The sequence below is a fragment of the Streptomyces sp. NPDC037401 genome, from assembly GCF_055602345.1.
This window is the reverse complement of sequence record NZ_JBVJWO010000035.1, coordinates 1-23716: the sequence shown is the minus strand read 5'-3', so window position 1 is coordinate 23716 and position 23716 is coordinate 1. Positions and strand designations below refer to the sequence as shown.

The window sequence follows — 23716 nt, the reverse complement described above, 5'->3', positions numbered from 1 at the left end:
AGCCTCAGCCGGACCAGACGGCCGCCGCGGCCTCCGCGTGGGCCGCCGCCTGCGCCAGACCCGCCCGCGCGGCGGGCGCCCGGCGCGCCGGGTCGAGGACGTTGCGGCCGAACGCCTTGCGGGCCGCCCGGTCCGGCGTGATCAGCAGCACCTTCGCGCCGTCGGCCCGCAGCCGCTCGGCCTGGGCGCGGGCCGTGGGCACCACCCCGGCGCCGACCCCCATCGGCGCGATGATCACCACGCGCTCGCAGCCTGCGGCCAGGTCGGCGTTGGCGGACGAGCGCATGCCGCCGTCGATGAACCGCCGGCCTCCGATGGTGACCGGCGGCCACACGCCGGGCACGGCGCAGCTCGCCGCCACCGCGTCGACCAGACCGGGCCCCTGCTGCCCCTCCTGTGCCCGCGCGTCCTGCCCGTCCTGCCCGTCCTGCCCGTCGAAGGCGCGCAGCCGCCCCGTCACCGCGTCCACCGCGGTCACGAGCAGCCGCCGCTGCGGCCACGTGTGCGAGACCAGTCGGCGGGCCAGCACCGCGCGCCGCTCCGCCTCGTCCCCCGTCTGCGCCGCCAGCGCGAAGGCGCCCATCCGGCGGCCGTAGTCCTCCTGGTCCTTCGCCCGGAGCATGGCGAGGCCGTAGCGGGCGATCAGTCCCGGGCCGAGGGTGGCCGCGGTCTCCCCGGCGGGGTCCACGAGCTGGCGCTCGTACAGTTCCGCCGCGGTCAGCAGCCCGGAGGTGAGCTGGGCGCCCACGACCGAGCCTGCGGAGGTCCCGACGACCAGGCCGGCCGTGCCCAGGTCGATGCCCGCCGCCGCCAGACCGTGCAGGATGCCGGCCTCCCAGCCGATCCCCGTGAGCCCGCCGCCGCCGAGCACGAGTGCCGTGCCGCTCATCTCTGCCTCCCTGGCCCGCGCCGCGGCCCGGTGGGGCGCGGCTGTGGTGACGGCAGTCTGACGCAGACCTCCCGCCGTCACCACGCCCGGGTCCCCTCCGCTCAGAGCAGCTCGGTCACCGTGCCCGCGCCGACCGTGCGGCCGCCCTCGCGGATCGCGAAGCCGAGGCCCGCCTCCAACGGCACGTCACGACCGAGCTCGACGGTCATGGTGACCGTCTCGCCGGGCCGGGCGGCCGCGGCGGCGCCCAGGTCCACCCCGCCGACCACGTCCGCGGTACGGATGTAGAACTGCGGCCGGTAGCCGCTGGTCAGCGGGGTGCTGCGGCCGCCTTCCCGCCCGGACAGCAGGTACACCCGCGCCCGGAACCGGCGGCTCGGGGTGACGCTCCCGGGCGCGGCCACGACATGGCCGCGCCGCACGCCGTCGCGTGGCACGGAGCGCAGCAGCAGGGCGACGCTGTCGCCCGCCTCGGCGTGCTCCATCGGCCTGCCGAAGGTCTCCAGACCGGTGACGACCGTCTCCACCGGCTCGCCGCTGCCGCTGCCGCCGAGCAGGGCCACGCGGTCGCCGGTGCGGACCGTGCCGCGCTCGACCGCGCCGGTGACGACCGTGCCGCGCCCGGTGATGGTGAGGACGTTCTCGACGGGCAGCAGGAAGGGCGCCTCCGTGTAGCGCACCGGCACCGGCACGTACGTGTCGACCGCGTCGAGCAGGGCCTCGACGGCCGCGGTCCACTTCGGGTCGCCCGCCAGCGCGCCGAGCCCGGAGACGCGTACGACGGGCAGCGCGTCGCCTCCGTAGCCGTGGGCGGAGAGCAGCTCGCGGACTTCCAGTTCGACCAGGTCGGTGAGCTCGGGGTCCGCCGCGTCCGTCTTGTTGAGGGCGACGACGACGTGGTCGACTCCGACCTGGCGGGCGAGCAGGACGTGTTCGGCGGTCTGGGGCATGACCCCGTCGAGCGCGGAGACCACGAGGATCGCCCCGTCGAGCTGGGCCGCGCCGGTGACCATGTTCTTCACGTAGTCGGCGTGGCCGGGCATGTCGACGTGGGCGTAGTGCCGGGTGTCGGTCTCGTACTCGACGTGGGCGAGGTTGATGGTGATCCCGCGCCGGGCCTCCTCGGGGGCCCGGTCGATGCGGTCGAAGGGGACGTAGGCGGCGGCGCCGCGGGCGGCGAGGACCTTGGTGATGGCGGCGGTGAGGGTGGTCTTGCCGTGGTCGACGTGGCCCATGGTGCCGATGTTGAGGTGCGGCTTGGTGCGCACGAATGCCGTCTTGGGCATGGCGGAGCGTGTTCCTTCCCGGAACTCGAAGCGTGGCGGGGACCCCCGGGCCTGGCCGACCCTCCCCCTGTGGGGTCCGCCGGACGGTCCGGGAAGGGTCAGCTTCGTGCGCCGCCGACGGGCGCTGCGGCCGCGGTCTCGGCGGTGAGGGCAGCCTTCGGCGCATCCGCGACTGCGGACGGCTCGGTGGGGAAGGCGTACCGGGACATGTCCACGATCGTGCCGCCCGGGCGGCCGGGAGTCGAGTGAATTTCCGCGCGCTCAGCGCGGCTTGGGGGTTCTGAGCGCCTCGCGGACGGACAGCGGCGCCAGGCGGTCCCGGGCGCCGTCGACGAAGGCGCGGACCGCCTCCGGGTCGGTCTTGGCGTACTCGCGCAGGCTCCAGCCGATGGCCTTGCGCACGAAGAAGTCCGGATGGCCGGCCTGGCGCAGGCAGTAGCCGAAGAGCCGGTCCGCGTCGGTGGCGTCCTTGTAGCGCAGCTGGTGCAGGAGGGCGGTGCGGACGAGCCAGAGGTCGTCGTCCCCGATCCACTCGTCCATCACGGCGGGCAGCGCGGGGTCCGCGGCGACCAGCGGGCCGACGGTGTGCGCGGCCAGCAGGTCGACCGTGTCCCACCAGGGGTCGGTGACGAGCAGGTGGCGGACCACCGGCAGCAGGCCGGAGGAGCAGCGCCGTACATGGCGGCGCAGGTAGTCGACGGCGAAGTACCGGTACTCGCGCTCGGGCAGCTGCCAGCAGCGCAGCGCGAGGGCGGCGCAGTCCGCTTCGGCGGGCACGGCCGTGCCCCGGGTCACCTCGCGGTCCAGGGCCCGGCGGACCGGTGTGGCGAGGCCGAGGAAGGGGGCGACGTTCTTCATGTACGCGGCGGCGCCGACGGCCCTGGCGGGGTCGGCGGCCGGGGCGTACGCGGCCGTGAGGCGCCCGACGAGCAGTTCGGCCAGCGGGCTCGGCGGGGCCATGGGCGGTTCACCGGGTCGTCGTCGGTCGTCGGTCCGCATGAGGTCCAGATTACGGCGGCCGGACAGCGGGGTCGGTTAGTCTCGCCGGATGTCTCTCCTGCTCGCGCCGTGGACCCGGCTGGCGCTGCTGGCCGTGCTGCTCGTGGCGGCCGGTGCCTGCGTGCTGGCCTTCGAACCGCAGCGGCTGCTGTCCGAGGGCCGGCCGCCCGCGCTGCCCCTCGCCCCGGCGGTGCTGCTGTTCGCGGCGCTGTACGGGCTGTGCACGGCGGCGTTCGTGCCCCGGCCGCTGCTGAACCTCGCGGCGGGTGCGGTGTTCGGCAGCCAGCTGGGGGTGGTGGCCGCGGTGGGCGGCACGGTGGCCGGCGCCGCGATCGCCTTCGGGCTGGGCCGCGGGCTGGGACAGCAGGCGCTGCGTCCGCTGGTGCGCGGACGCTGGCTGGAGGCGGCGGACGGGCAGCTCAGCCGGCACGGCTTCCGGTCGATGCTGGCGGTGCGGATCTTCCCCGGGGTGCCGTTCGCGGCGGCCAATTACTGCGCCGCCGTGTCCCGGATGCGGTGGACGCCGTTCCTGCTTGCCACGGCGATCGGCACGGTGCCCAACACCGCGGCGTACGTCATCGCGGGGAGCAGTGCCTCCTCCCCCACCTCGCCCGCGTTCCTGGCGTCCTTCGGGTTCATCGCCGTGTCCGGCCTGGCGGCCGGAGCCGTGGCCTGGCGCAAGCGCCACCGGTTGGCCGGAAGGCCGTCCCCGGTCCACCCCCCTGTGGTCAACGGCGTCACCTACGGGCCCTAGCATCGGACCCGACCTGCCCGACGATCACTAAGGACGAGCGCACCCCGACATGAGCTGGTTCGAATCCCTAATTCTCGGTCTCGTCCAAGGGCTCACGGAGTTCCTGCCGATTTCCTCCAGCGCGCACCTGCGGCTGACCGCGGCGTTCGCGGGCTGGGAGGACCCGGGTGCCGCCTTCACGGCGATCACCCAGATCGGTACAGAGACGGCCGTTCTCATCTACTTCCGCAAGGACATCGGCCGCATTCTGACGCAGTGGTGGCGTTCGCTGTTCAAGTGGGCCCTCATCCGCACCGACCACGACGCGCAGATGGGCTGGCTGGTCATCGTCGGCTCCATCCCGATCGGTGTCCTCGGCGTGACGCTCAAGGACCAGATCGAGGGTCCGTTCCGCGACCTGCGGCTGATCGCCACCACGCTGATCGTCATGGGCATCGTCCTCGGCATCGCCGACCGGCTCGCGGCGCGCGACGAGATCGGCGGCAAGCACCGTGCGATCCGCGAGCGCAAGACGCTCAAGGAGCTCGGCGTCAGGGACGGCCTGATCTTCGGTGTCTGCCAGGCCATGGCGCTGATCCCGGGCGTCTCCCGTTCGGGTGCCACCATCTCCGGCGGTCTGCTGATGGGCTACACCCGCGAGGCGGCGGCCCGCTACTCCTTCCTCCTGGCCATCCCGGCCGTGCTCGCCTCCGGCGCGTACGAGCTGAAGGACGCGGGCGAGGGGCACGTCTCCTGGGGCCCGACCATCTTCGCGACGTTCATCGCCTTCTTCGTCGGATACGCCGTCATCGCGTGGTTCATGAAGTTCATCACCACGAAGAGCTTCATGCCGTTCGTGATCTACCGGATCCTGCTCGGCATCGCCCTGTTCGTGCTGGTCGGCACCGACACCCTCAGCCCGCACGCGGGCGAGTCGGGCCACTGACGGCCGCAGTCGCGCCCCCGCGGGGCCCGCCCGGGAACGTTCCCGGGCGGGCCCCGCGTCGTTGTGCCTGGAGAGCCTCCTCCGAACGAGGCGGAGCGGGGCCGCAGGACGCGCATGAGCAGGGGGTGCCCCATGGGCCGACGAGTGGTGCTGGAACGGTTCCCGGCAGGGAGTCCGCGCGGGAGCTGGCCCGCGGAGGAGTACGCGGCGGAACGGCTGCGCGAAGGGGTGGCGGCCGAGGTGGTGATGGACCTCGCCTCCGACGCGTTCCTGGTCGTCGTACGCCAGCGCGAGGCGCATTCCGGCCACTGAGCGCCGGCGCGGAGATCCGGTGCCCGCACGGCCCTTGGCCTGGCGGGCCCGCTCGCCCACACTGACCCGATGACGCAGCGTGTGGATCTCGCGACGGTAATGGACCGGCTGGCCGTGGATGCGGTGGTCACCGGGTACGCGGTGGCCGTCGACGACGGGGACTGGGCCGCGTACCGGGAGCTGTTCACCCGGGACGGGCGTGCCGACTACAGCTCCGCGGGCGGGATCGAGGGGTCCGCGGCCGTGGTCGCCGACTGGCTCGCGGAGACGATGCGGATGTTCCCGGTCCGCCAGCACCTCATCGTCAACCGCCGGATCACCCTGGAGGACCTCGGCGGGTCGCCGGGCGACCGGGCCGAGGTCCGCGCGGACTTCGTGAACCCGATGCGGCTGACGGACGAGGCCGACGCCTCGACCGCGCCGAACTTCGTCGCGGGCGGCCGGTACGCCTTCGACCTGGCCCGCACCTACGACGGCTGGCGGCTGCGCAGGGTCACCGTCCACGAGAAATGGCGCCACTTCTCCGCCCAGGAGGCCCCGGCCTCCCAGCGCTGATCCGCGGCGGGCACCCCACACTGGAAGCGGAGGCGTGTCATGCGAGACCTGGCCGGCCCGGGGGACCCCGCACGCAGCCGGTGGCGCCTGGTCGCGGCCCCGGCTGCCGGAGCGCTGCCCGCCCTCGCGTTCCCCGCCCCGTCCCTGTGGTGGTTCGCGTACGCCGCCCTGGTCCCCTGGATGCTGCTGCTGCGCTCCGCGTCCACGCCCCGCCGGGCGGCCCTGGAGGGCTGGCTGGGGGGCCTCGGGCTGATCCTGGCGCTGCACCACTGGCTGCTGCCGAGCCTGCACGTGTTCCTGCTACCGCTGGCCTCGCTGCTGGGTCTGCTGTGGATCCCTTGGGCCGTGCTGGTGCGCCGGCTGCTCGGCGGCGCTCCCGGGCCCGGGCAGGGCGCCCGCGCGGGCATCGCCCTGCTCGTGCTGCCCGCGGCGTGGCTGCTCCCGGAGCTGGCCCGGTCCTGGGAGGGGCTGGGCGGGCCGTGGGGGCTGCTGGGGGCGAGCCAGTGGCAGGTGCCCGCGGCCCTGAGGCTGGCGTCCGTCGGCGGGGTCTGGCTGGTCACCCTCGTCGTGGTGGCGGTGAACTGCGTACTGGTGCTGCTGATCGCCGTTCGCCCGGCCCGGCGGGCGGCCGCGGCCGGCGCGGCGGGCTGCGCCGTGCTCACCGGCGCGGTCTGGGTATGGGCCCCGCGGCCCGAGGCCGTCGGCACGCTGCGCGTGGCCGTGGTCCAGCCCGGGGTGGTCGCCGGCCCGGACAGCGTGGACCGGCGCTTCGCCACGGGTGAGCGGCTGACCCGGCGGACGGCGCCGCTCAAGCCCGACCTGGTGGTGTGGGGCGAGAGCAGCGTGGGCGCCGACCTGGCGGAGCGCCCGGACCTGGCGCGGCGGCTCGCGCTGCTGTCCGCCGAGGTGGGCGCACCGCTGCTGGTGAACGTGGACGCGCGCAGCAGGACCGGCGCGAACCGGCCGCCGGGCATCTACAAGAGCGCGCTGCTGATCGGGCCGGACGGGCCGACCGGGGACCGGTACGACAAGATGCGGCTGGTGCCGTTCGGCGAGTACGTGCCGGCCCGGGGGCTGCTGGGCTGGGCGACCTCGGTGGGCAAGGCGGCGGGTGAGGACCGCCGCCGCGGAACGGTTCCGGTGGTGATGCCGCTGCCCGGGCACGGGGGCGTCCGCTTCGGCCCGCTGGTGTGCTTCGAGTCGGCGTTCCCCGACATGAGCCGGCGCCTGGTCCGGGACGGCGCCGCGCTGCTCGTCGCCCAGTCGGCGACGTCGACGTTCCAGGACAGCTGGGCCCCTGAGCAGCACGCCTCGCTGGCCGCGCTGCGCGCCGCCGAGACGGGCCGCCCGATGGTGCACGCGACGCTGACGGGCGTGAGCGCGGTGTACGGCGCCTCCGGCGAGCGGATCGGCGCCGCACTGGGCACCTCGCGCAGTGCGGCCGCCGTGCACGCCGTACCGCTGGTGCGGGGCGTGACGCCGTACGTCCGCTTCGGCGACTGGCCGGTGTACGCGGCGCTCGCCGTCCTCGCCGCGTACGGCGCCGCCGAGGCCGTACGGGCCCTCAGGAAGCCTGCTCCAGCGCCGTCAGCACCACCCGCTCGCACAGTTCGTGGGTCAGCAGGGCGTCGCGGGCGCTGAGGGTCCTGCCCACGGTCACGGCCTCCAGGAAGGAGTCCACGACCTGCTCGATGCCGCGCTGGCGGGCGACGGAGACCCAGTCGCCGCGGCGCCGCACCGAGGGCTGGCCCTTGTGGTCGATCACCTCGGCCAGGTTGAGCACCTGGCGCTTGGTGTCCTGGCCGGACACCTCCAGGATCTCCTCGGTGGAGCCGGAGAGGCGGTTCATGATGCCGAGGGCCGTGAAGCCGTCTCCGGACATCTGGAGCACCACCTGCTCCATCAGCCCGTCCCGGACCCGGGCCCGGACGTCGATGTGGTCGGCCTCGCCGGGGAGCAGGAAGCGCAGGGTGTCCACGACGTGGATGAAGTCGTCGAGGACGAGCGTGCGCGGGTCCTCGGGCAGCCCGACCCGGTTCTTCTGCATCACGATCAGCTCGCGGGGGTGCTCGGCGCACTGCGCGTAGCCGGGCGCGTGGCGCCGGTTGAAGCCGACGGCCAGCGACACCCCGCGCTCCTCGGCGAGTTCGACCAGCCGCCGCGATTCTGCGAGGTCGTAGGAGAGCGGCTTGTCGACGTACGTCGGAACGCCGGCCTCCAGCAGCCGGGTGACGATCTCGGGGTGCGCGGCGGTCGGGGCGTGGACGAACGCCGCGTCGAGGCCCTGGCCGAGCAGCGAGTCGAGTCCGGTGTGGCAGCGCTCCGCGGGGACGTGGTGGCGGGCGGCGACCCCCTCGAGGGTGGCCGGGGTCCGGGTCTGCAGGTGCAGTTCGACTCCCGGCCGGGCCGTGAGGACGGGCAGGTAGGCCTTCTGCGCGATGTCGCCGAGTCCGATGCAGCCGACCTTCACCGGGTGCCTCCCTGTCCTGCCGCCGAGTACGTGCCCGCCGCCGGTCTCCCGGGGCCTGTCCTCGCAGCTTAGGGCCTTTCCTTAATCCCTGGTGCCGGGCCGGGCGTTGAATGAGGATGTCCGGCATGACGATCGACGAACGCCCCGAACCCTCCACGACCGCCGGTGAACGCGAGATGCTGGAAGGGTTCCTGGACTTCCACCGGGCCACCCTCGCGATGAAGTGCGCCGGACTGGACGACGCCCGGCTGCGGCGCGCGGCGCTGCCGCCCTCCGAGCTGACCCTGCTGGGTCTCGTACGCCACCTGAGCGAGGTGGAGCGCTGGTGGTTCGCGGAGGTCACCGAGGGCCTGGAGCTGCCCCCGCTGTACTCCACGGAGGAGGACCGGGACGGGGACTTCCACGTCACGGAGGAGCACACCTTCGCCGAGGCCGAGGCCGTCTGGCAGGCGGAGATCGCCCGCGCCCGGGAGATCTCGGCGCGGCGCTCGCTGGACGACGTGTCGGAGCGCGGCCGCAGGGGCGAGCACTTCAGCCTGCGCTGGGTCTACACCCACATGATCGAGGAGTACGCCCGGCACAATGGGCACGCGGACCTCCTGCGCGAGCAGATAGACGGCGTCACCGGCGAATGACCGGTCACCCGTGCGGGGTCAATTTCGCGTCCTGGTTTCCGCAACCGGGGCGAAGCACAGCAGAGTTGCGCGAGTGCATCGAAACCGAACCACGACAACGCTGCTGCTCGGAGTGGCCTGCGCGGTCTCTGCCGTCTCCGGCTGTGTGAATGTGAACCCCGTCGCGGTGCAGCCCGCGGCCTCGGCCGAACCGCCGCGGCACGATCCGCGCGGCGGCCCCGCGCCCGCCCCGGTACTGGTGCAGGCGCCCGCGCTGGAGGCCCTGGAGGCGGTGCCGGCCGAGGAGCCCGAGCGGCCGCGGGCCGCGGAGGGGGCCCGCGGGGAGCCCGGGCGGCGGCCCGCGCCGGAGATCCCGCCCGCTGCGCTGCCGGACGATCCCGAGCCGCCCTCGGCGGTGCGGGCACCGGCGGCCGACCGGGTCCGCCCGAAGCCGCCGGGCCACGCGAAGGAGCGTCCGCCCCGCCTGAAGGACCTGCCGAAGGTGCCGGTGGAGGCGGCGGACGTGTGCGCCCTGGGCCGCAAGTACGGCAAGTGGCACAAGGACAGTCCCGAGTCGCGGATCTGCTCGGGCGTCTACGGGGAGTGAGCCCGGCGGGAGCCGGCCGGCCCGTGCCTTCTCCCGCCGGGGCATCGGCCCGGGCTCGGGTTCGGGCTCAGGAGAACCGGCCCGGGAGGGATCCCGGGCCGGTGTCTCCGCCGTCCTGCGCGAGCCGGTGCTCCAGCCGGTCGATGGCGGCGCGTACGCCGTTGCCGTAGCCGTCGTCGGCCAGTGCGCCGGTGGCGGCGCGGGCCCGGGCCAGGTGGACCCGGGCCGCCTCCGGGCGCTGGAGCTTGACGTAGTCGGCGGCGAGATTGAGGTGCAGGGACGGGTAGAAGGCCCGGACGGCCACCGAGGGCTCGTGGCGGGCGAGGCGCCCGTCCGCGAGCCCGTCGGCGGCGTTCAGGGCCCTCAGGTCCCAGGCCAGTTCGTCGGCGGGGTCGTCCTGCGCGTCGGCCATGTAGTGCGCCAGCGTGCAGCGGTGGAGGGCGTCGCCGTCCTCGCCGATCTCCGACCAGATCAGCCCGAGGCGGTTGCGGGCCTCCTCGCGGTCTCCGGCGTGGAGCAGCATGATCGCCTGGCCGATCCTGGTCATGACGGCGTCTTCCGACGCCTTCTGCCGCTCCGTCAACGAAGCCTCCCGTGCCGAGCACCCGATGTGATCATCCAGACGCTAACCGGAGGCACGGACATTCACGCTCAGGCGCGTGGCGCCGTCAGCCGAGGTCCGGGATCCGCCAGTCGATCGGCTCATGCCCCTGGGCCGCGACGGCGTCGTTGATCTGCGTGAACGGCCGGGAGCCGAAGAACTTCTTCGCGGACAGCGGGGACGGGTGGGCACCCTTGACCACGACGTGCCGCTCCTCGTCGATCAGCGGCAGCTTCTTCTGGGCGTAGGCGCCCCACAGGACGAAGACGGCCGGGTCCGGGCGGGAGGCGACGGCGCGGATCACCGCGTCGGTGAACGTCTCCCAGCCCTTGCCCTTGTGCGAGTTGGGCTCGCTCTCGCGGACGGTGAGCACGGCGTTCAGCAGCAGGACGCCCTGCTTCGCCCACGGCATCAGGTAGCCGTTGTCCGGGATCGGCAGGCCGAGCTCGGCCTGCATCTCCTTGTAGATGTTGCGCAGCGACGGCGGGGTCTTGACCCCGGGCTGCACCGAGAAGCACAGGCCGTGGCCCTGGCCGGGGCCGTGGTACGGGTCCTGGCCGAGCACCAGGACCTTGACCTTGTCGTACGGGGTGGCCTCGAGCGCGGCGAACACCTGCTCGCGCGGCGGGTACACCGGCCCGCCGGCCCGCTCCTTCTCGACGAACTCGGTGAGTTCCCTGAAGTAGGGCTTGTCCAGTTCCTCGCCGAGGACGGGGAGCCAGGACTCGGGCAGGATCTCGGTCACGTCAACAACCTCCGGTAGCACCTTCGACGCGTTCTGCACGCGTGTGAAAGAACCTACCGGCGGCCACTGACAGCGCCGCACCCGCCGCCGTCCCGGCCACCCGGCACCGCGGTTACCAGCTGGTCTTGCGGTACAGCACCCACATCTGCATGACGGTCTGCGGGTCGAGGGCCCGCTCGGCGCCCGCGATGTCCTCGCCCGCGGCGACGTACAGCTTGCCCTGCCACAGGGGCAGCAGCCGGACGTCCTCGGCGAGGATCTCCTGGGCCCGTGCGAAGTGGCCGTCGACGGCCCCGCGGTCGCTCTCGCGGCGCGAGCGCGGCAGCAGGTCGTCGGTGATCTCCTTGGCCGTGTACGGCGTACCGACGGCGTTGTTCTTGCCGACGAACGGCGCGATGAAGTTGTCCGGGTCCGGGAAGTCGGGGAACCATCCGCGGCCGAAGACCGGGTACTCGCCGTTCTTGTAGCCCGCCTGGAAGTCCTTCCAGGGCTCTCCGCGCAGGGTGATCTTGAAGAGGCCGCTGGCCTCGAGCTGGCGCTTGAGCTCGGCGAACTCGGGCGCCGTCGAGGAGCCGTAGCGGTCCGTGGTGTAGTAGAAGTTCAGCGAGACCTTCTCGGTGATGTCCGCCTCGCGCAGGATCTTCTTGGCCTTGGCGATGTCCGGGTGCCCGAAGCGGTCGTAGAACGGCGTCTTGTGGCCGGCCACGCCCTTGGGGACCATCGAGTACAGCGGCTCGGCCATGCCCGGGTAGACCTTGGAGACGAGCGCGCCGCGGTCGACGATCTGCGCCACGGCCTCACGGACGGCCGGCTTGGCGGCGGCTGCGTCCGCGGGGTTGAAGACGAGGTAGCGGATCTCCGAGCCGACGTTGTCGACCAGCTGCACGCCGGCCTTGCGGGACTCGGTGCTCTTGAGGTCCTTGATCTCCTCGGCCGTCAGACCGCGGTACGTCGCGTCGATGTCCTTGTTCTTGAGCGCGGCGACCATCGGCTCGGAGTCCGTGAAGTACCGGATGGTCACGGCTTCGTTCTTGATGTCCGCGAAGCCCTTGTAGTCGGGGTTCCGCTTCAGCTCGGCCTGCTTGCCGTCCTCGTAGGACTCCAGCAGGTACGGGCCGGAGCCGGTGACCTTGCCGTCCTCGCGGAGCTTGTCGGCCGGGTACTCCTTGGGGGCCACCAGCGAGGCGGCCGGGGAGCCGAGCACGAAGGGGAAGGTCGCGTCGGGCGTCTTGAGGTGGAAGACGACCGTGAGGTCGCCGTTCGTCTCGACCTTGTCCAGGCTGCCGAAGAGGTCCTTGGGGCCGACCTTCGACGCGATGTTGAAGATCCGGTCGAAGGAGTGCTTGACGGCCTTGGCGTCGAGCGGCTCCCCGTTGGAGAACTTGAGCCCCTTGCGCAGGGTGCACCGGTACGACTCGTTGCCGGAGTCGGTGAACTCGCAGCTCTGCGCGGCGTCCGGACCGGGCTTGGCAGCGCCGGTCGGGAAGCTCAGCAGGGTCTGGTAGACGTTCCGGTACAGCTCCCAGGAACCGTCCCACGCCGCGGCTGGATCGAGGGTGGTGGGCTTGCTCGTCGTACCGACGACGATCTTCTGATTTCCCTTTTCGCCATCGTCCGAAAGCAGGCCGCAGCCGGCGAGCAGGGATATGGACGCAAGGGCCGCAGCGGTCTGCAGACATCTGGTCCGGTTGAACACGTGCACGCTCCTCGATCAGCCATGGGATCGGCGAACGATACCGCAGTGCCCCACGAATCCAAGGGGGAGGATGCGTGGGGCACTTGACCGGTTCCATGCCCATTAGGGATGCATTTGGCACCGGCCGGGACTGCAATTCGTCCGAATATCGGTCACCCAACTCCGGCATTCAGAAAAATTCCACCGTCAACAATCAGAGTCTGACCTGTGATCCATTCGGCCTGCTCGGAGGTGAGAAATGCGGCGGCACCTCCGATATCGGCCGGTACGCCCAGTCTGCCCAGCGGATAGGCCGCGGCGGCCTCCGCTTCCCGGCCTTCGTAGAGGGTCTGGGCGAACTTGGTCTTGACCACGGCGGGGGCGATGGCGTTCACCCGGACCCCCGGCGCCATCTCGTGGGCGAGCTGGAGGGTCAGGTTGACCATGGCCGCCTTGCTCATGCCGTAGGCGCCGATGAAGGGCGACGCGGAGACGCCCGCGATGGACGCGATGTTCACGATCGCGCCGCCGTGGTCCTTCTGCCAGGCGTGCCAGGTCCGCTGCGCGAAGCCGAGCGCCGAGATCACGTTGGTCTCGTAGACCTTGCGGGCCACTCCCAGGTCCAGGTCCGCGAGCGGGCCGAAGACCGGGTTGGTGCCGGCGTTGTTCACGAGGAAGTCGACCCGGCCGAAGGCCTCCATCGTGCGCTCCACGGCCACGGCCTGGTGGGCCTCGTCGTGGGCCTTGCCGGCCACTCCGATGACCCGGTCCGCGCCGAGCCGCTCGACGGCCTCCTTGAGGGATTCCTCGTTGCGTCCGGTGATGCACACGCGGTCGCCGCGGGCGACGAGCGCCTCGGCGATCCCGTACCCGATGCCGCGGCTGGCCCCCGTGATCAGGGCGACCCTTCCGCTGTCGGGGACGGGCCCGGGAGCGGGCGCGCCGGTGCTGTCGGTCGTACCAGTCATGGTGGCGCCTTTCGTCAGTTGAGCGGGCCGCCGGCGACGTACAGGACCTGGCCGGACACGAACCCGGCCGCCTCGCCCGTGAAGAAGGCGATGGCGTTGGCGATGTCCTCCGGCCTGCCGACGCGCTGGACGGGGATCTGGGTGGCCGCGGCCGCCTGGAAGTCCTCGAAGCCCATGCCGACGCGGGCGGCGGTCTGGGCGGTCATCTCGGTGACGATGAAGCCGGGGGCGACGGCGTTGGCGGTGATGCCGAACTTGCCCAGTTCGAAGGCGAGGGTCTTGGTGAAGCCCTGGAGGCCCGCCTTGGCGGCCGCGTAGTTGGCCTGACCGCGGTTGCCGAGGGCCGAGCTGCTCGACAGGTTGACGATCCGTCCGAACTTGGCGTCCACCATGTACTTCTGGCAGGCCCGGGACATCAGGAAGGCACCGCGCAGGTGCACGTTCATGACGGTGTCCCAGTCGGAGTCGCTCATCTTGAAGAGCAGGTTGTCGCGCAGGACGCCGGCGTTGTTGACGAGGACGGTGGGCGCGCCGAGCCCGGCGGCGATCCGCTCGACGGCCGCCGCGACCTGGTCGCTGTCGGAGACGTCGCACCCGACCGCGAGCGCCCTGCCGCCCGCCGCCGTGATGGCCTCCACGGTGTCCTTGCAGGCCGCCTCGTCGAGGTCGAGTACGGCGACGGCGCGGCCTTCCGCGGCCAGGCGTACGGCGGTGGCCGCGCCGATGCCCCGGGCCGCCCCGGTGACGACCGCGACGCGCTGCTCGGTGGTGGACATGCTGGATCTCCTCGCCCTTGAAGTGCTCTGACCAGCGGTCGCCCGTAGATGAGCAACCGCTTAGTAGCTTCAGCGCTGGAGACGCTAGAAGCCCTGGCACCCGGTGTCAACGGCACCGGGCGGCCAGGGCTTTGGCGGCGGACTCCCGTCCGCCGGATCAGCGCACCAGGAGGTCGAGCAGGCGTTCCACCTCGGCCGCGGGATCGGCCGTCAGTCCGGTGTGCACCGGGCCCGGCTGGACGACCGTGCTGCGCGGCGCGATCAGCCAGCGGAAGCGCCGCCCGGCGTCGTCCCCGGCGGCCGCTCCGGCCGCCTCGCCGCCCGTGCACACGCCCTGCACGGCGTTGAGGGCCGCCCGTACGCCCGTCACGTCGGCCTGCGGGTCCAGGGCGCGGAGCCGGTCCTCGTCCAGGTGGGTGCGGGCGGCCACGAAGGACCGGGCCCGGCAGTAGACGATCACTCCGGCGTTGATGCACTCGCCGCGCTCCATCCGGGGCACGACGCGCACCAGCGCGTATTCGAAGACGTCCCGCTTGCTCACTCGCTGTCGCTCTTCTTCTTGTGGGGCCAGTCGGTCAGGTGCCCGGTCAGCCAGCCCGGAGGCTGGGAGGCGGCCTTGACCGGGGCCTCCATGGAGATCCGCTCGTGGATCGCGGCCGCCCGCGGCAGCAGCGTATCGACGTATGCGCGGCGAACGGCGTCGGTGGAGTCGAAACCGGGCTCGTCGACGAGCCATTCGTCCGGTACCTCGGCGGCGATCTCGGTGAGGAGCTCGCGGGTGACCATCGGTGCCAGCTCGGCGGCGGCCGCGGCGACGTCCGGGGCGAAGGGGGCCAGCACGTGGTCCGAGGCGTTGTACGGCTTGGCGGCGGCGGTGGCGGCGCCGGGCCAGTTGTGGTGCCAGATCATCGTGGCGCCGTGGTCGATGAGCCACAGCTCGCCGTGCCAGACGAGCATGTTCGGGTTGCGCCAGGACCGGTCGACGTTGTTGATCAGGGCGTCGAACCACACCACGCGCCCGGCCTCGGCCGGGTCCACCTGGTAAGCGAGCGGGTCGAAGCCGATCGAGCCGGGGAGGTAGTCCATGCCCAGGTTGAGGCCGCCGCTGGCCTTGAGCAGCTCCTGGACCTCCTGGTCCGGCTCCGCGAGGCCGATGACGGGGTCGAGCTGGATCTGCACCAGCGCGGGGACCCGCAGGCCCAGCCGCTGGGCGAGCCGACCGCAGACGACCTCGGCGACCAGGGTCTTGCGGCCCTGGCCGGCTCCGGTGAACTTCATGACGTAGGTGCCGAGGTCGTCGGCTTCGACGATTCCCGGGAGCGAGCCGCCCTCACGCAGCGGCGTGACGTAGCGGGTCGCGATGACTTCGGACAGCATCAGCCCAGGTTACGGCCGCGCGGCGGACGGCGACCAGTGGCTTTCGACCTCTGCCGCGGTGGTGACGGTGGCCACGAGCGCGAGGGAGTTGCGCATCACCTGTGCGGTGTACCCGGCGGGGACGCCCGCGACGGCGTCGGCGGGCACCACGACGGTGTAGCCGCGGTTCACGGCGTCGAAGACGGTGTTGGGGATCGCGATGTTCGAGGAGACCCCGGTGACGACGAGTGTGCGGCAGCCGAGGTTGCGCAGCAGCGCGTCGAGGTCGGTGCCCGCCATGGGCGAGAGCCCGTGCAGACGGCTGACCACCAGGTCCTCCGGCGCCACCTCGATCGGCGCCGCGACGCGGACCGCCGGGGTGCCGGAGAGCTGCTGCACCGGCAGCCGGCCGGCTGCGCGGAACAGCCGGGCGTTGGAATTGGCCCCGCGGCCGTCCGGGCGCCGCTCGGCGACGGCGTGCACCACCTGCACCCCGGCGCGGTGCGCGGCGGCGACGAGCCCGGCCACCCGCCCGAGCATCCCGGAGGACTGCGCCTCCTTGGCCAGCTCGGGCAGGGCGCTGTCCTCGCCCACGACGCCGTTCTGGCACTCGACGGTGAGCAGCACGGTGGTGGCGGGATCGAGGTCGGCCATGACTCCCCCTGGCGTGCGGACGGAAGAGCCCTCATGATTCCTGACACACAGTCAGATGTGAAGGGGTGCGGGACCGATGGACGTGACGCAGCGGCGTGGCCGCCGGATCATGATGACGAGCGGGGAAGTGGACGCCTTCCTGCGCGAGCAGCGCACATGCCGGGTGGCGACGGTCTCCCCCGACGGCCGGCCGCACGCGGGTGCGCTGTGGTTCGCCTGGGACGGCACCTCGCTGTGGCTGTACTCGATCACGCGCAGCCGCCGCTGGGCGGACCTGCGCAAGGACCCGCGGATGTCGGTGGTCGTGGACGCCGGCGAGTCGTACGACGAACTGCGCGGCGTGGAGCTGTCGGGCACGGCGGTCTTCGTGGGCGAGGCGCCCCGCACGGGCGAGCCGTGCCCGGAGCTGGAGCTCGTCGAACGCCTCTTCCCGGCCAAGAACTTCGGCATCGACGAGATGCCGCACGACGGCCGCCACGCCTGGATCCGCCTGACCCCCGACGCGGTGGTCTCCTGGGACTTCCGCAAACGCTAGGTCGCGTCGGCCGCAGGTCGGACCGCCGCTATGCGGCTCCGTACGCCGCGCCCGCCGCCTGGAGGGCGGACACGGCCGCGCGGACCGACGGGCGGCGGTCGGCGTCCGCGCGCCACACGGCGTAGATGTGGCGGCGGACCGGGTCGCGCACCGGCAGGAGCCGGACGCCGGCCGGCACCGGGCCGCGGCCGAGCCGGGGCGCCACGCACACGCCGAGCCCCGCCTCGACGAAGGCCAGCTGGGTGTGGTGCTCCTCGGCGATGTGCTCGATGCGCGGCTCGATGCCCTCGCCCCGCAGGGTGAAGACGAGCCACTCGTGGCAGAACTGGCCTTCGTTCCAGGAGATCCAGTCGTCGTCGGCGAACTCGGCGAGCGACACTTCCGTACGGTCCGCCAGCGGATGACCGGCCGGGACCGCGACATCGGCCGCGTCGTCGAGGAGCGGCGCCCGCAGCAGCTCGCCGGGCACCGGCATCCGCTTGTTGTACCAGTCGATGGCGACGGCCAGGTCGAGGTCGCCGCGGACGACGGCCGCCATGCTCTCCTCCGGCTCGGTCTCCACGGTCCGCACCCTCAGGTCCGGGTGGTCCCGGCGCAGCGCGGTCAGGGCCGCCGGCAGCAGCCCCCGCAGCGCGGTCGGGAACGCCGCGATGCGCAGCTCGCCCACCACGTGGCCGCGCTGGGCCTCGACGTCCGCCTGGGCCAGTTCCACCTGCGAGATGATGCGCGCCGCATGCCCGGCCAGCAGCTGGCCCGCGTCGGTCAGGCGGACGCCGCGGCCGTTCCTGGCCAGCAGCGGCTGGCCGACCTCGCGCTCCAGCTTCGCCATCTGCTGCGAGACGGCCGACGTCGTCACGTGCAGCCCTTCCGCCGCGCCGCTGACCGAGCCGTGGCGGGCGAGGGCGTCCAGGGTACGCAGGCGCTCCAGGTTCAACATGTAAGCAATGCTACGCGGTTCGGTCCACGGATTCTCGATTGTGCTAAGAAGTTGCGCCCAGCAGAGTGGGGGCATGAGCGCACCCGCAGCCCCAGGCCACCACCCGGCAGCCCCGGCCGCCCCGGCCACAGCCCCCTCCCCCGCCGGATCCGCCACCCACGCAGCGGCGGCCCGCCGCCCGGCACTGGACTGGCGGGTCCGCTTCGCGATCCTCTCCGTCGTCTGGGGCTTCAGCTTCCTGCTGATCAAGGTGGGCACCGAGGCGTACGCGCCGATGCAGGTGAGCCTCGGCCGGGTGTTCTTCGGTACGGCCGTCCTCGCGGCGGCGCTGCTGGTGCGGCGCGAGCGACTGCCGCGCGGCCTGCGCACCTGGGGTCACCTCGCCGTGTCCGCGGTCCTGCTCAATGCCGCGCCGTTCACGCTCTTCGCGTACTCCGAGCTCACCATCCCCTCCAGCCTCGCGGGGATCTGCAACGCCACCTCGCCCCTCTGGGGGATGGCGCTCTCGCTGGTGGCGCTCTCCGAGGACCGGCCCACCCGCCGCCGCGTCGCCGGACTGGGCCTCGGCTTCCTCGGCGTCCTGACCGTGCTCGGCGCCTGGCAGGGCTTCTCGGGGCTGGACGCCGCCGGGACCGCGATGGCCCTGCTGGCGTCTCTCTGCTACCCGGTCGGCTGGATCTACGTCCGCCGCACCCTGGCCGGCAACCCGAGCTCCCCGATCGCCCTCACCGGCAGCCAGCTGGGCCTGGCCACCCTGCAGCTGGGCCTGGTGACGCCCCTGTTCACCTCCGCGCCCACGTCGTTCCCGCTCTGGCCGACCCTCTCCGTGCTCGCCCTCGGCGCCCTCGGCACCGGTCTCGCGCTCCAGATGCAGTACGGGCTGGTCACCGAGGTGGGCCCGACCACCGCCCAGATGGTCACCTACTTCATCCCGGTGGTCGCGACCGCGGCCGGCGTCCTGGTCCTGGACGAGGCCGTGCACTGGAACACCCCGGTGGGCGCCGCGATCGTCCTCGCGGGCGCGGCCCTGACCCAGAGCCGCCCGAAGCCCCGCACGCGCTGACCGGCGCGGGACACCCGGCGGGACACGCAGCGGGACACGCGGCCGGACGCTCACTCGGCGGGGCGCCCGGCGGGCCGCTCAGTCGAAGCGCATCCGCGACGCCGTCCGCGCGGCAGCCGCCACCGCATCGGCGAGCGGCTCGATGTCCCGCGCCGTGAGCGTCGAGACGGTCAGCCGTACGCCCGGTGCGCTGGCCACCCGGAACCGCGCCCCCGGCGCCACCGCCCAGCCCGCCTGGAGCAGCCGGGTGGCCGCCCCCGTCTCGTCGGACACCGGCACCCACACGTTGAGGCCGCTGCGCCCGTACGCCTCGATCCCGCGCCGTGCCAGCGCCGCGATCAGCGCGTCGCGCCGCGCGGCGTACGACCGTGCCACGGCCGCGGTGTCCACGGCCTTCTCCGACCACAGGTGCACGACGGTGTGCTGGAGCAGCCGGCTGACCCAGCCGGGGCCGAGCCGGTAGCGGCCGCGGACCCGGTCGAGGGTGGTGTGGTCCCCGGTGAGCACGGCGAGCCGCAGGTCGGGGCCGTAGCCCTTCGCCGTGGAGCGGACCAGGGCCCAGTGCGCGGTGGACCCGGCGAGCGTGTGCAGCGGCAGGTCGACGATGGCATGGCCGTGGTCGTCGTCGATCACCAGCACCCGGGGGTGCCCGGCCAGCAGCGCCCGCAGCTCGGCGGCGCGCGCCGCGGTCACGACGGCCCCCGTCGGGTTCTGCGCCCGGTCGGTGACCACCAGCGCCCGCGCCCCGTCGGCGAGGGCCCGCTCCACGCTCTCGGGCCGCGGCCCGTCCTCGTCGACGGCGACCGGCAGGATCCGCAGGCCCATGGCCGGGACCAGGTCGAGCAGGCTGGTCCAGCCCGGGTCCTCGACGGCGACGGCGTCGCCGGGCTTGAGGTGGGCGGCCAGGACCCGCTCGATCGCGTCCAGGGAACCGCAGGTCACCGCCACGGGACCGGCCGGGACGCCGTCGGCCTCGAAGCCCTCGCGGGCCAGCGCCGCCAGCTCGGGCAGGATCTCGTCAGCCCCGTACAGGCCGGGCGCGGCGGCATGCCGGGCGGCCGTGGCGGCCAGGGCCTGCGTGAAAGAGGGCAGCAGGGCCACGTCCGGGTTGCCCGTGGCCACGTCGCGGACACCGGGCAGCACCTCGACCCGTACGGCGTCGCGCGGGGCCGTCGCGGGCCTGGCCCGCACCCGGCTGCCCCGGCGTCCGGCCGTCTCGATGACGCCGCGCTCGCGCAGGCTCCGGTAGGCCGCCGCGACGGTGTTCGGGTTCACGCCCAGGGCCGCGGCCAGCTCCCGCATGGGGGGCAGCACGGCGCCCGGCGCCAGCTCCCCGGAACCGACTCCGTGCTCCACGCTCGCGGAAATCTCCGAGGCGCGGCGTCCTGTGATCCTGTAATCTCCTAGCACAAACACAATTATGCACTAGTGCAATGGAGAGCACATGTCCGTCGCCGACGCCGACACCACGACGGCCGCCGTCTACGAACCGACCGGCCGCACGGTGCCCACCCGCGGCCGCGAGCGCGCCGCGTACGACAGGGAGACGGTGCACGCGATCCTCGACGGGGCCGGCATCTGCCACCTCGGCTTCGTCCGCGACGGCCTGCCGGTCGTGCTGCCGACCCTCTACGCACGGGTCGGCGAGACCCTCTACGTGCACGGCTCGACCGGCTCGCGCCCCCTGCGGGCGGCGGGCGGCGACCCGGGCCTGGCCGTGTGCGTGACCGTCACCCACGTGGACGGCCTGGTGCTGGCCCGCTCCGCCTTCCACCACTCCCTCAACTACCGCTCCGTGGTGGTGCACGGCACGGCCCGCCAGGTGACCGACGAGGCCGAGCGCAGGACGGCCCTCGACGCCCTGGTCGACCACGCGATACCGGGCCGCTCCGCCGACTCCCGCCCGGCGAACGCCAAGGAGCTGGCCGCCACCGCCGTGATCCGCCTGGACCTGGAGGAGGTCTCGGCCAAGATGCGCACGGGCGGCCCCAACGACGACCCCGAGGACCTCGCGCTGCCGTTCTGGGCCGGCGTGGTCCCGGTGTCGCGTACGTACGGGCCCCCGGTGCCGGCCGCCGACCTGGCGCCCGGCACCGCGGTACCGGCGTACCTCGGCGCGCTCTGAGCAGCGCGCCCCGAGGGGTGCGCCCGATCGGCGCGCCGCACGCCGGGGCGCTGTACACCCGAGCCCTGCCCGGGCCGCCGTACGGGGGTCGGCTACCCGGGCAGGGCCACGGGCCTGCGGGCCTCCGCAAGCGTCAGGGCGACCACGGCCGCGAGCAGCAGCAGCGTGCCGCCCACCGTCGCGGTGGTGAGCTGCTCCCCGAGCAGCAGCACGGCGATGACCGCGGCGCCCACCGGCTCGATCAGCATGATCACGGAGACCGTGGCGGCCCTTACGGCGGCCGCGCCCGTGAAGTACAGGGCGTACGCCAGCGCGGTCGGCACGGCCGCGACGTACACCAGCAGCCCCACCACCCGGCCCGGCTCGGCCGTGTGCGGCAGCAGTCCCTCCAGCAGGCCCAGCGGCAGCAGCGACACCGCCCCGACGGCCAGCGACCAGGCGGTCGTCACCAGCGGGTCGCCCGCGGCCCCGCGCCGCCCCAGCGCCCGCGTCCGCAGGGTCATCCCCGCGTACCCGGCCGCGGACAGCAGGGCGTAGCCGACGCCGAGCGGCCGTACGGCGCCCCCGCCGCTGCCCAGTACGAGGACGCACAGCCCCGCGAGCGCCCCGCCCACCGCGAGGACCCCGCCGGCGCCGAGCCGCTCCCCCATGCCGAACCGCGCCCCGAGGGCGATCAGCACGGGTCCGGCGCCCAGGCACACCACCGTGCCGACGGCCAGCCCGGTTTCCAGCACCGCGGCGAAGTAGGCGGCCTGGAACAGCGTGAAGAGCAGCCCCGTGACGATCATCGAGCGCGTACCGGGACCGGGCGCGGAAGGGGAACCAGCGGGGTTCGCCCGCCGGGACCTCAGGGCGAGCGCGCCCAGCAGCAGGACGAGACCGCCCGCGCACCGCCAGAAGGTCAGCGCGAGCGGACCGAGGTCGGTGGCGAGGAACAGGAGCGAGGCCGCGGCTCCGGCGGTGCCCCAGGCGGCCCCGGCCACGATCAGTGACAGCAGGCTGCGCCCCAGGGGCGAAACGGACAGGGTGAAGGTCTTCGACACGGGTGCTTCTCCGCAGATCAGGAAGGCAGGGACAGGACGTCGCTGGGTTCCGGACGCGGGCAGCATCGACCCGCCCGGGGGCGTCCCCGGCAGGTCCCGATGGCGGCTGGCCTGCCGCCCGCGCTATGCGGCGGGCGGCGGAAGCACGGTCGAATGCATGATCGTCACCCTACGTGGAGCTGGTCTGGCGGTCCAGGGCGGACCGGTCGGTGCCGGGCGCGGCCGGGCCGCCCCCGGCCACCGGCTCCGCGGGCGAGGCCGCGGGCCGGGAGGTCTGGGCGATGAAGGCGCCGAACAGCACCAGCGCGCCGCCGACGATCTGCCAGGTGGAGAGCACCTCGCCGAGCAGGATCCAGCCGAAGACGACGGCCGTGACCGCCTCCAGGAAGGCCACGACTCCGGCCACCTGCGGGGACAGCCTGCGCACCGAGACCACTCCGGTGACGTACGCGAACACCGTCGCGATCAGTACCACCCAGCCGAGCAGCACCAGCGCCGGCACTTCGGTGCCGTTCATCGACGCATCGCCCGCGAGCACGCCCCAGTCCATGCCCCAGGGCCGGGCGATCACCGTCAGCACGAGCATGCCGATGAGCATGCCGTACGCGATCACGCCCAGCGGGTCCGGCGCGTCCTCGCCCGCGGAGCCCTGGTCGGCCAGGACGAAGTAGCAGGCCTGGCAGCAGGCGGCGGCGAGGCCGAGCAGCACGCCGAGCAGGTCCAGGCTCAGGCCGGCCCAGATCTCGACGACGAACGCCAGCCCCGCGACCGCGAGGGCAGCGCCGCCCGCGGCGGCCCGGCTGACGGGCTTGCGCTGGACGAAGCGGATGTAGCCCAGCAGCAGGGCGGGGCCGAGGTACTCCAGGAGGAGGGCCACGCCCACGGGAATCCGGGATATCGAGGCGAAGTAGAAGGCCTGCACGCCCGCGACCGCCAGCAGGCCGAAGCCCGCGAGCAGTGCGGGCCTGCGCAGCACGAGGCGGCGGTGCTTCCAGGCCAGCGGTGACAGCACGAGCGCCGCCCCGGCCACCCTGAGCCAGACCACGTGGAGCGGGTCGAGACCCGCCTCGATCAGCGGCTTCGCCGCAACCCCCGAGCCACCGAAGGCGAGGGCCGAGACCAAAGCGAGGCCCAGCCCGGCATTTCTCCCTGACGCTTGCATCCGGCCATCATGACAGCCGCAGTCAGCACCGTCACCCCTGTCACACCTGTTGAGACGGCCGCCCCGGACCCCGCCGATTTCTGACAGGTCGTCAGTATTGAATGTTCCGGCCGTGCACACTACGTTCCGCCGCACGAACCGTCGAGAAGGGGTGGTCGCATGGCCGAAGTCACCGCGGAATCACGCATCGAGGCGCCCGCCGCGAAGGTGTGGTCGCAGCTGACCGACTGGGGCGCGTACGGCCAGTGGAGCCAGACCCACACCAGCTTCCCCAAGGGCGGCCCCGAGACCCTGGCGGTCGGCAGCACCTTCGAAGAGAACATGAAGATGATGGGCTTCCCGGCCGAGGTGACGTGGACGGTCGAGGCCCTCGAGGACGAGCGGGTGCTGGCCATCCGCGGCAAGGGCCCGATGGGCGTCGTCGTCGGCACCCGCTACACCCTCACCCCCGACGGCGAGGCGACCACGGTCCGCATCGACGGCGACTTCACCGGCGCCGCCGTCTCACTGATGGCGGGCAAGCTCAAGGACTCGGCCACCGCGGCCCTCAACGAATCGCTGCGCAAGCTGGCCGGCCTGGTGACCTGACCCGGGCGGCCGCACGGGGGGGGGGGGGGGGGGGGGGGGGGGGAGGTGGGGGGGGGGTGGGGTGGTCGGGCTATCTT

27 protein-coding genes are annotated in these 23716 nt (G+C 73.3%); 11 read left to right on the top strand and 16 right to left on the bottom strand.

Annotated elements, in window-relative coordinates; genetic code table 11:
- Positions 1-4: 4 nt before the first annotated feature.
- The 3 genes from ACZ7H1_RS29865 to ACZ7H1_RS29855 form a co-directional block, all read right to left on the bottom strand.
- Positions 5-889: a patatin-like phospholipase family protein gene (locus ACZ7H1_RS29865; RefSeq protein WP_470790907.1), complete on the bottom strand. Its 885-nt coding sequence runs from the start codon at positions 887-889 to the stop codon at positions 5-7.
- A gap of 101 nt (positions 890-990) precedes the next feature.
- Positions 991-2175, bottom strand: coding sequence for an elongation factor Tu (gene tuf, locus ACZ7H1_RS29860; RefSeq protein ID WP_470790906.1), 1185 nt, complete (start codon positions 2173-2175; stop codon positions 991-993).
- A 261-nt stretch (positions 2176-2436) separates the two neighbouring features.
- Positions 2437-3174 carry a DNA alkylation repair protein gene (locus ACZ7H1_RS29855; protein ID WP_470790905.1) on the bottom strand — a complete coding sequence of 246 codons (738 nt, stop codon included), beginning with the start codon at positions 3172-3174 and terminating at the stop codon, positions 2437-2439.
- Between the two features lie 49 nt (positions 3175-3223).
- On the opposite strand from ACZ7H1_RS29855, the gene ACZ7H1_RS29850 reads away from it, so the two are divergent.
- The 5 genes from ACZ7H1_RS29850 (at position 3224) to lnt (ending at position 7361) form a co-directional block, all read left to right on the top strand.
- The gene (locus ACZ7H1_RS29850) at positions 3224-3928 is read left to right on the top strand and encodes a TVP38/TMEM64 family protein (protein WP_470790904.1); all 705 of its coding nucleotides are present in this window, start codon (positions 3224-3226) and stop codon (positions 3926-3928) included.
- A gap of 49 nt (positions 3929-3977) precedes the next feature.
- Positions 3978-4853: an undecaprenyl-diphosphate phosphatase gene (locus tag ACZ7H1_RS29845; protein WP_470790903.1), complete on the top strand. Its 876-nt coding sequence runs from the start codon at positions 3978-3980 to the stop codon at positions 4851-4853.
- Positions 4854-4985: 132 nt separating this feature from the next.
- Positions 4986-5165 carry a hypothetical protein gene (locus ACZ7H1_RS29840; protein ID WP_226737656.1) on the top strand — a complete coding sequence of 60 codons (180 nt, stop codon included), beginning with the start codon at positions 4986-4988 and terminating at the stop codon, positions 5163-5165.
- Positions 5166-5234: 69 nt separating this feature from the next.
- Positions 5235-5720, top strand: a complete 486-nt coding sequence (locus ACZ7H1_RS29835) for a nuclear transport factor 2 family protein (protein WP_470790902.1) — start codon at positions 5235-5237, stop codon at positions 5718-5720.
- Positions 5721-5759: 39 nt separating this feature from the next.
- Positions 5760-7361 (top strand): apolipoprotein N-acyltransferase, encoded by a 1602-nt coding sequence (gene lnt / locus ACZ7H1_RS29830; protein WP_470790901.1) that lies wholly within the window; start codon positions 5760-5762, stop codon positions 7359-7361.
- Here lnt and ACZ7H1_RS29825 read toward each other — a convergent pair.
- Positions 7285-8190, bottom strand: coding sequence for a Gfo/Idh/MocA family protein (locus tag ACZ7H1_RS29825; protein WP_470790900.1), 906 nt, complete (start codon positions 8188-8190; stop codon positions 7285-7287). The genes lnt and ACZ7H1_RS29825 overlap by 77 nt on opposite strands.
- A 116-nt stretch (positions 8191-8306) precedes the next feature.
- Here ACZ7H1_RS29825 and ACZ7H1_RS29820 point away from each other — a divergent pair, with 116 nt between their 5' ends.
- Together ACZ7H1_RS29820 and ACZ7H1_RS29815 are read left to right on the top strand one after the other, a co-directional pair.
- Positions 8307-8825 (top strand): DinB family protein, encoded by a 519-nt coding sequence (locus ACZ7H1_RS29820; protein WP_470790899.1) that lies wholly within the window; start codon positions 8307-8309, stop codon positions 8823-8825.
- Between the two features lie 73 nt (positions 8826-8898).
- On the top strand, positions 8899-9411 hold the full coding sequence (locus tag ACZ7H1_RS29815; RefSeq protein ID WP_470790898.1) for a hypothetical protein: 513 nt from the start codon (positions 8899-8901) through the stop codon (positions 9409-9411).
- A 67-nt stretch (positions 9412-9478) separates the two neighbouring features.
- On the opposite strand, the gene ACZ7H1_RS29810 is transcribed toward ACZ7H1_RS29815, so the two are convergent.
- The 8 genes from ACZ7H1_RS29810 to ACZ7H1_RS29775 all read right to left on the bottom strand — a co-directional run bounded on the left by ACZ7H1_RS29810 (position 9479) and on the right by ACZ7H1_RS29775 (position 16186).
- On the bottom strand, positions 9479-9994 hold the full coding sequence (locus ACZ7H1_RS29810) for a hypothetical protein (protein ID WP_470790897.1): 516 nt from the start codon (positions 9992-9994) through the stop codon (positions 9479-9481).
- Positions 9995-10079: 85 nt separating this feature from the next.
- Positions 10080-10757 carry a uracil-DNA glycosylase gene (locus ACZ7H1_RS29805; RefSeq protein ID WP_470790896.1) on the bottom strand — a complete coding sequence of 226 codons (678 nt, stop codon included), beginning with the start codon at positions 10755-10757 and terminating at the stop codon, positions 10080-10082.
- Positions 10758-10869: 112 nt separating this feature from the next.
- Positions 10870-12453: an ABC transporter substrate-binding protein gene (locus ACZ7H1_RS29800; protein ID WP_470790895.1), complete on the bottom strand. Its 1584-nt coding sequence runs from the start codon at positions 12451-12453 to the stop codon at positions 10870-10872.
- A 152-nt stretch (positions 12454-12605) separates the two neighbouring features.
- On the bottom strand, positions 12606-13400 hold the full coding sequence (locus ACZ7H1_RS29795; protein WP_470790894.1) for an SDR family oxidoreductase: 795 nt from the start codon (positions 13398-13400) through the stop codon (positions 12606-12608).
- Positions 13401-13414: 14 nt separating this feature from the next.
- Positions 13415-14176 (bottom strand): 3-oxoacyl-ACP reductase FabG, encoded by a 762-nt coding sequence (gene fabG, locus ACZ7H1_RS29790; protein ID WP_470790893.1) that lies wholly within the window; start codon positions 14174-14176, stop codon positions 13415-13417.
- Between the two features lie 157 nt (positions 14177-14333).
- Positions 14334-14717 carry a DUF3037 domain-containing protein gene (locus tag ACZ7H1_RS29785; RefSeq protein ID WP_470790892.1) on the bottom strand — a complete coding sequence of 128 codons (384 nt, stop codon included), beginning with the start codon at positions 14715-14717 and terminating at the stop codon, positions 14334-14336.
- Complete coding sequence (locus ACZ7H1_RS29780) at positions 14714-15553, bottom strand: HipA family kinase (protein WP_470790891.1); 840 nt, start codon at positions 15551-15553, stop codon at positions 14714-14716. The genes ACZ7H1_RS29785 and ACZ7H1_RS29780 overlap by 4 nt, the downstream gene beginning before the upstream one ends.
- A 9-nt stretch (positions 15554-15562) precedes the next feature.
- Positions 15563-16186: a cysteine hydrolase family protein gene (locus ACZ7H1_RS29775; RefSeq protein WP_470790890.1), complete on the bottom strand. Its 624-nt coding sequence runs from the start codon at positions 16184-16186 to the stop codon at positions 15563-15565.
- A 76-nt stretch (positions 16187-16262) separates the two neighbouring features.
- Between ACZ7H1_RS29775 and ACZ7H1_RS29770 the strand changes: the two genes are divergently transcribed.
- Positions 16263-16721 (top strand): pyridoxamine 5'-phosphate oxidase family protein, encoded by a 459-nt coding sequence (locus ACZ7H1_RS29770; RefSeq protein ID WP_470790889.1) that lies wholly within the window; start codon positions 16263-16265, stop codon positions 16719-16721.
- 28 nt (positions 16722-16749) lie between these two features.
- Here the strand turns inward: ACZ7H1_RS29770 and ACZ7H1_RS29765 are convergent, their stop codons facing one another.
- Positions 16750-17658: a LysR family transcriptional regulator gene (locus ACZ7H1_RS29765; protein WP_470790888.1), complete on the bottom strand. Its 909-nt coding sequence runs from the start codon at positions 17656-17658 to the stop codon at positions 16750-16752.
- Positions 17659-17731: 73 nt separating this feature from the next.
- Here ACZ7H1_RS29765 and ACZ7H1_RS29760 point away from each other — a divergent pair, with 73 nt between their 5' ends.
- Positions 17732-18721: a DMT family transporter gene (locus tag ACZ7H1_RS29760; RefSeq protein WP_470790887.1), complete on the top strand. Its 990-nt coding sequence runs from the start codon at positions 17732-17734 to the stop codon at positions 18719-18721.
- A gap of 78 nt (positions 18722-18799) precedes the next feature.
- On the opposite strand, the gene ACZ7H1_RS29755 is transcribed toward ACZ7H1_RS29760, so the two are convergent.
- The gene (locus ACZ7H1_RS29755; protein ID WP_470790886.1) at positions 18800-20131 is read right to left on the bottom strand and encodes an aminotransferase class I/II-fold pyridoxal phosphate-dependent enzyme; all 1332 of its coding nucleotides are present in this window, start codon (positions 20129-20131) and stop codon (positions 18800-18802) included.
- Between the two features lie 34 nt (positions 20132-20165).
- Here ACZ7H1_RS29755 and ACZ7H1_RS29750 point away from each other — a divergent pair, with 34 nt between their 5' ends.
- Complete coding sequence (locus ACZ7H1_RS29750; RefSeq protein ID WP_470790885.1) at positions 20166-20846, top strand: pyridoxamine 5'-phosphate oxidase family protein; 681 nt, start codon at positions 20166-20168, stop codon at positions 20844-20846.
- Positions 20847-20938: 92 nt separating this feature from the next.
- Here the strand turns inward: ACZ7H1_RS29750 and ACZ7H1_RS29745 are convergent, their stop codons facing one another.
- Positions 20939-21889, bottom strand: coding sequence for a DMT family transporter (locus ACZ7H1_RS29745; RefSeq protein ID WP_470790884.1), 951 nt, complete (start codon positions 21887-21889; stop codon positions 20939-20941).
- A 169-nt stretch (positions 21890-22058) separates the two neighbouring features.
- The gene (locus ACZ7H1_RS29740) at positions 22059-23051 is read right to left on the bottom strand and encodes an EamA family transporter (RefSeq protein ID WP_470790883.1); all 993 of its coding nucleotides are present in this window, start codon (positions 23049-23051) and stop codon (positions 22059-22061) included.
- 159 nt (positions 23052-23210) lie between these two features.
- Between ACZ7H1_RS29740 and ACZ7H1_RS29735 the strand changes: the two genes are divergently transcribed.
- Complete coding sequence (locus ACZ7H1_RS29735; RefSeq protein ID WP_470790882.1) at positions 23211-23639, top strand: type II toxin-antitoxin system Rv0910 family toxin; 429 nt, start codon at positions 23211-23213, stop codon at positions 23637-23639.
- Positions 23640-23716 lie beyond the last annotated feature (77 nt).

What these genes read in the sequence shown, in the direction of transcription:
- ACZ7H1_RS29865 (WP_470790907.1), bottom strand. Translation starts at nt 889, where the DNA reads ATGAGCGGCACGGCACTCGTGCTCGGCGGCGGCGGGCTCACGGGGATC.
- tuf (WP_470790906.1), bottom strand. Translation starts at nt 2,175, where the DNA reads ATGCCCAAGACGGCATTCGTGCGCACCAAGCCGCACCTCAACATCGGC.
- ACZ7H1_RS29855 (WP_470790905.1), bottom strand. Translation starts at nt 3,174, where the DNA reads ATGCGGACCGACGACCGACGACGACCCGGTGAACCGCCCATGGCCCCG.
- ACZ7H1_RS29850 (WP_470790904.1), top strand. Translation starts at nt 3,224, where the DNA reads ATGTCTCTCCTGCTCGCGCCGTGGACCCGGCTGGCGCTGCTGGCCGTG.
- ACZ7H1_RS29845 (WP_470790903.1), top strand. Translation starts at nt 3,978, where the DNA reads ATGAGCTGGTTCGAATCCCTAATTCTCGGTCTCGTCCAAGGGCTCACG.
- ACZ7H1_RS29840 (WP_226737656.1), top strand. Translation starts at nt 4,986, where the DNA reads ATGGGCCGACGAGTGGTGCTGGAACGGTTCCCGGCAGGGAGTCCGCGC.
- ACZ7H1_RS29835 (WP_470790902.1), top strand. Translation starts at nt 5,235, where the DNA reads ATGACGCAGCGTGTGGATCTCGCGACGGTAATGGACCGGCTGGCCGTG.
- lnt (WP_470790901.1), top strand. Translation starts at nt 5,760, where the DNA reads ATGCGAGACCTGGCCGGCCCGGGGGACCCCGCACGCAGCCGGTGGCGC.
- ACZ7H1_RS29820 (WP_470790899.1), top strand. Translation starts at nt 8,307, where the DNA reads ATGTCCGGCATGACGATCGACGAACGCCCCGAACCCTCCACGACCGCC.
- ACZ7H1_RS29795 (WP_470790894.1), bottom strand. Translation starts at nt 13,400, where the DNA reads ATGACTGGTACGACCGACAGCACCGGCGCGCCCGCTCCCGGGCCCGTC.
- fabG (WP_470790893.1), bottom strand. Translation starts at nt 14,176, where the DNA reads ATGTCCACCACCGAGCAGCGCGTCGCGGTCGTCACCGGGGCGGCCCGG.
- ACZ7H1_RS29780 (WP_470790891.1), bottom strand. Translation starts at nt 15,553, where the DNA reads ATGCTGTCCGAAGTCATCGCGACCCGCTACGTCACGCCGCTGCGTGAG.
- ACZ7H1_RS29775 (WP_470790890.1), bottom strand. Translation starts at nt 16,186, where the DNA reads ATGGCCGACCTCGATCCCGCCACCACCGTGCTGCTCACCGTCGAGTGC.
- ACZ7H1_RS29770 (WP_470790889.1), top strand. Translation starts at nt 16,263, where the DNA reads ATGGACGTGACGCAGCGGCGTGGCCGCCGGATCATGATGACGAGCGGG.
- ACZ7H1_RS29765 (WP_470790888.1), bottom strand. Translation starts at nt 17,658, where the DNA reads ATGTTGAACCTGGAGCGCCTGCGTACCCTGGACGCCCTCGCCCGCCAC.
- ACZ7H1_RS29760 (WP_470790887.1), top strand. Translation starts at nt 17,732, where the DNA reads ATGAGCGCACCCGCAGCCCCAGGCCACCACCCGGCAGCCCCGGCCGCC.
- ACZ7H1_RS29750 (WP_470790885.1), top strand. Translation starts at nt 20,166, where the DNA reads ATGTCCGTCGCCGACGCCGACACCACGACGGCCGCCGTCTACGAACCG.
- ACZ7H1_RS29740 (WP_470790883.1), bottom strand. Translation starts at nt 23,051, where the DNA reads ATGCAAGCGTCAGGGAGAAATGCCGGGCTGGGCCTCGCTTTGGTCTCG.
- ACZ7H1_RS29735 (WP_470790882.1), top strand. Translation starts at nt 23,211, where the DNA reads ATGGCCGAAGTCACCGCGGAATCACGCATCGAGGCGCCCGCCGCGAAG.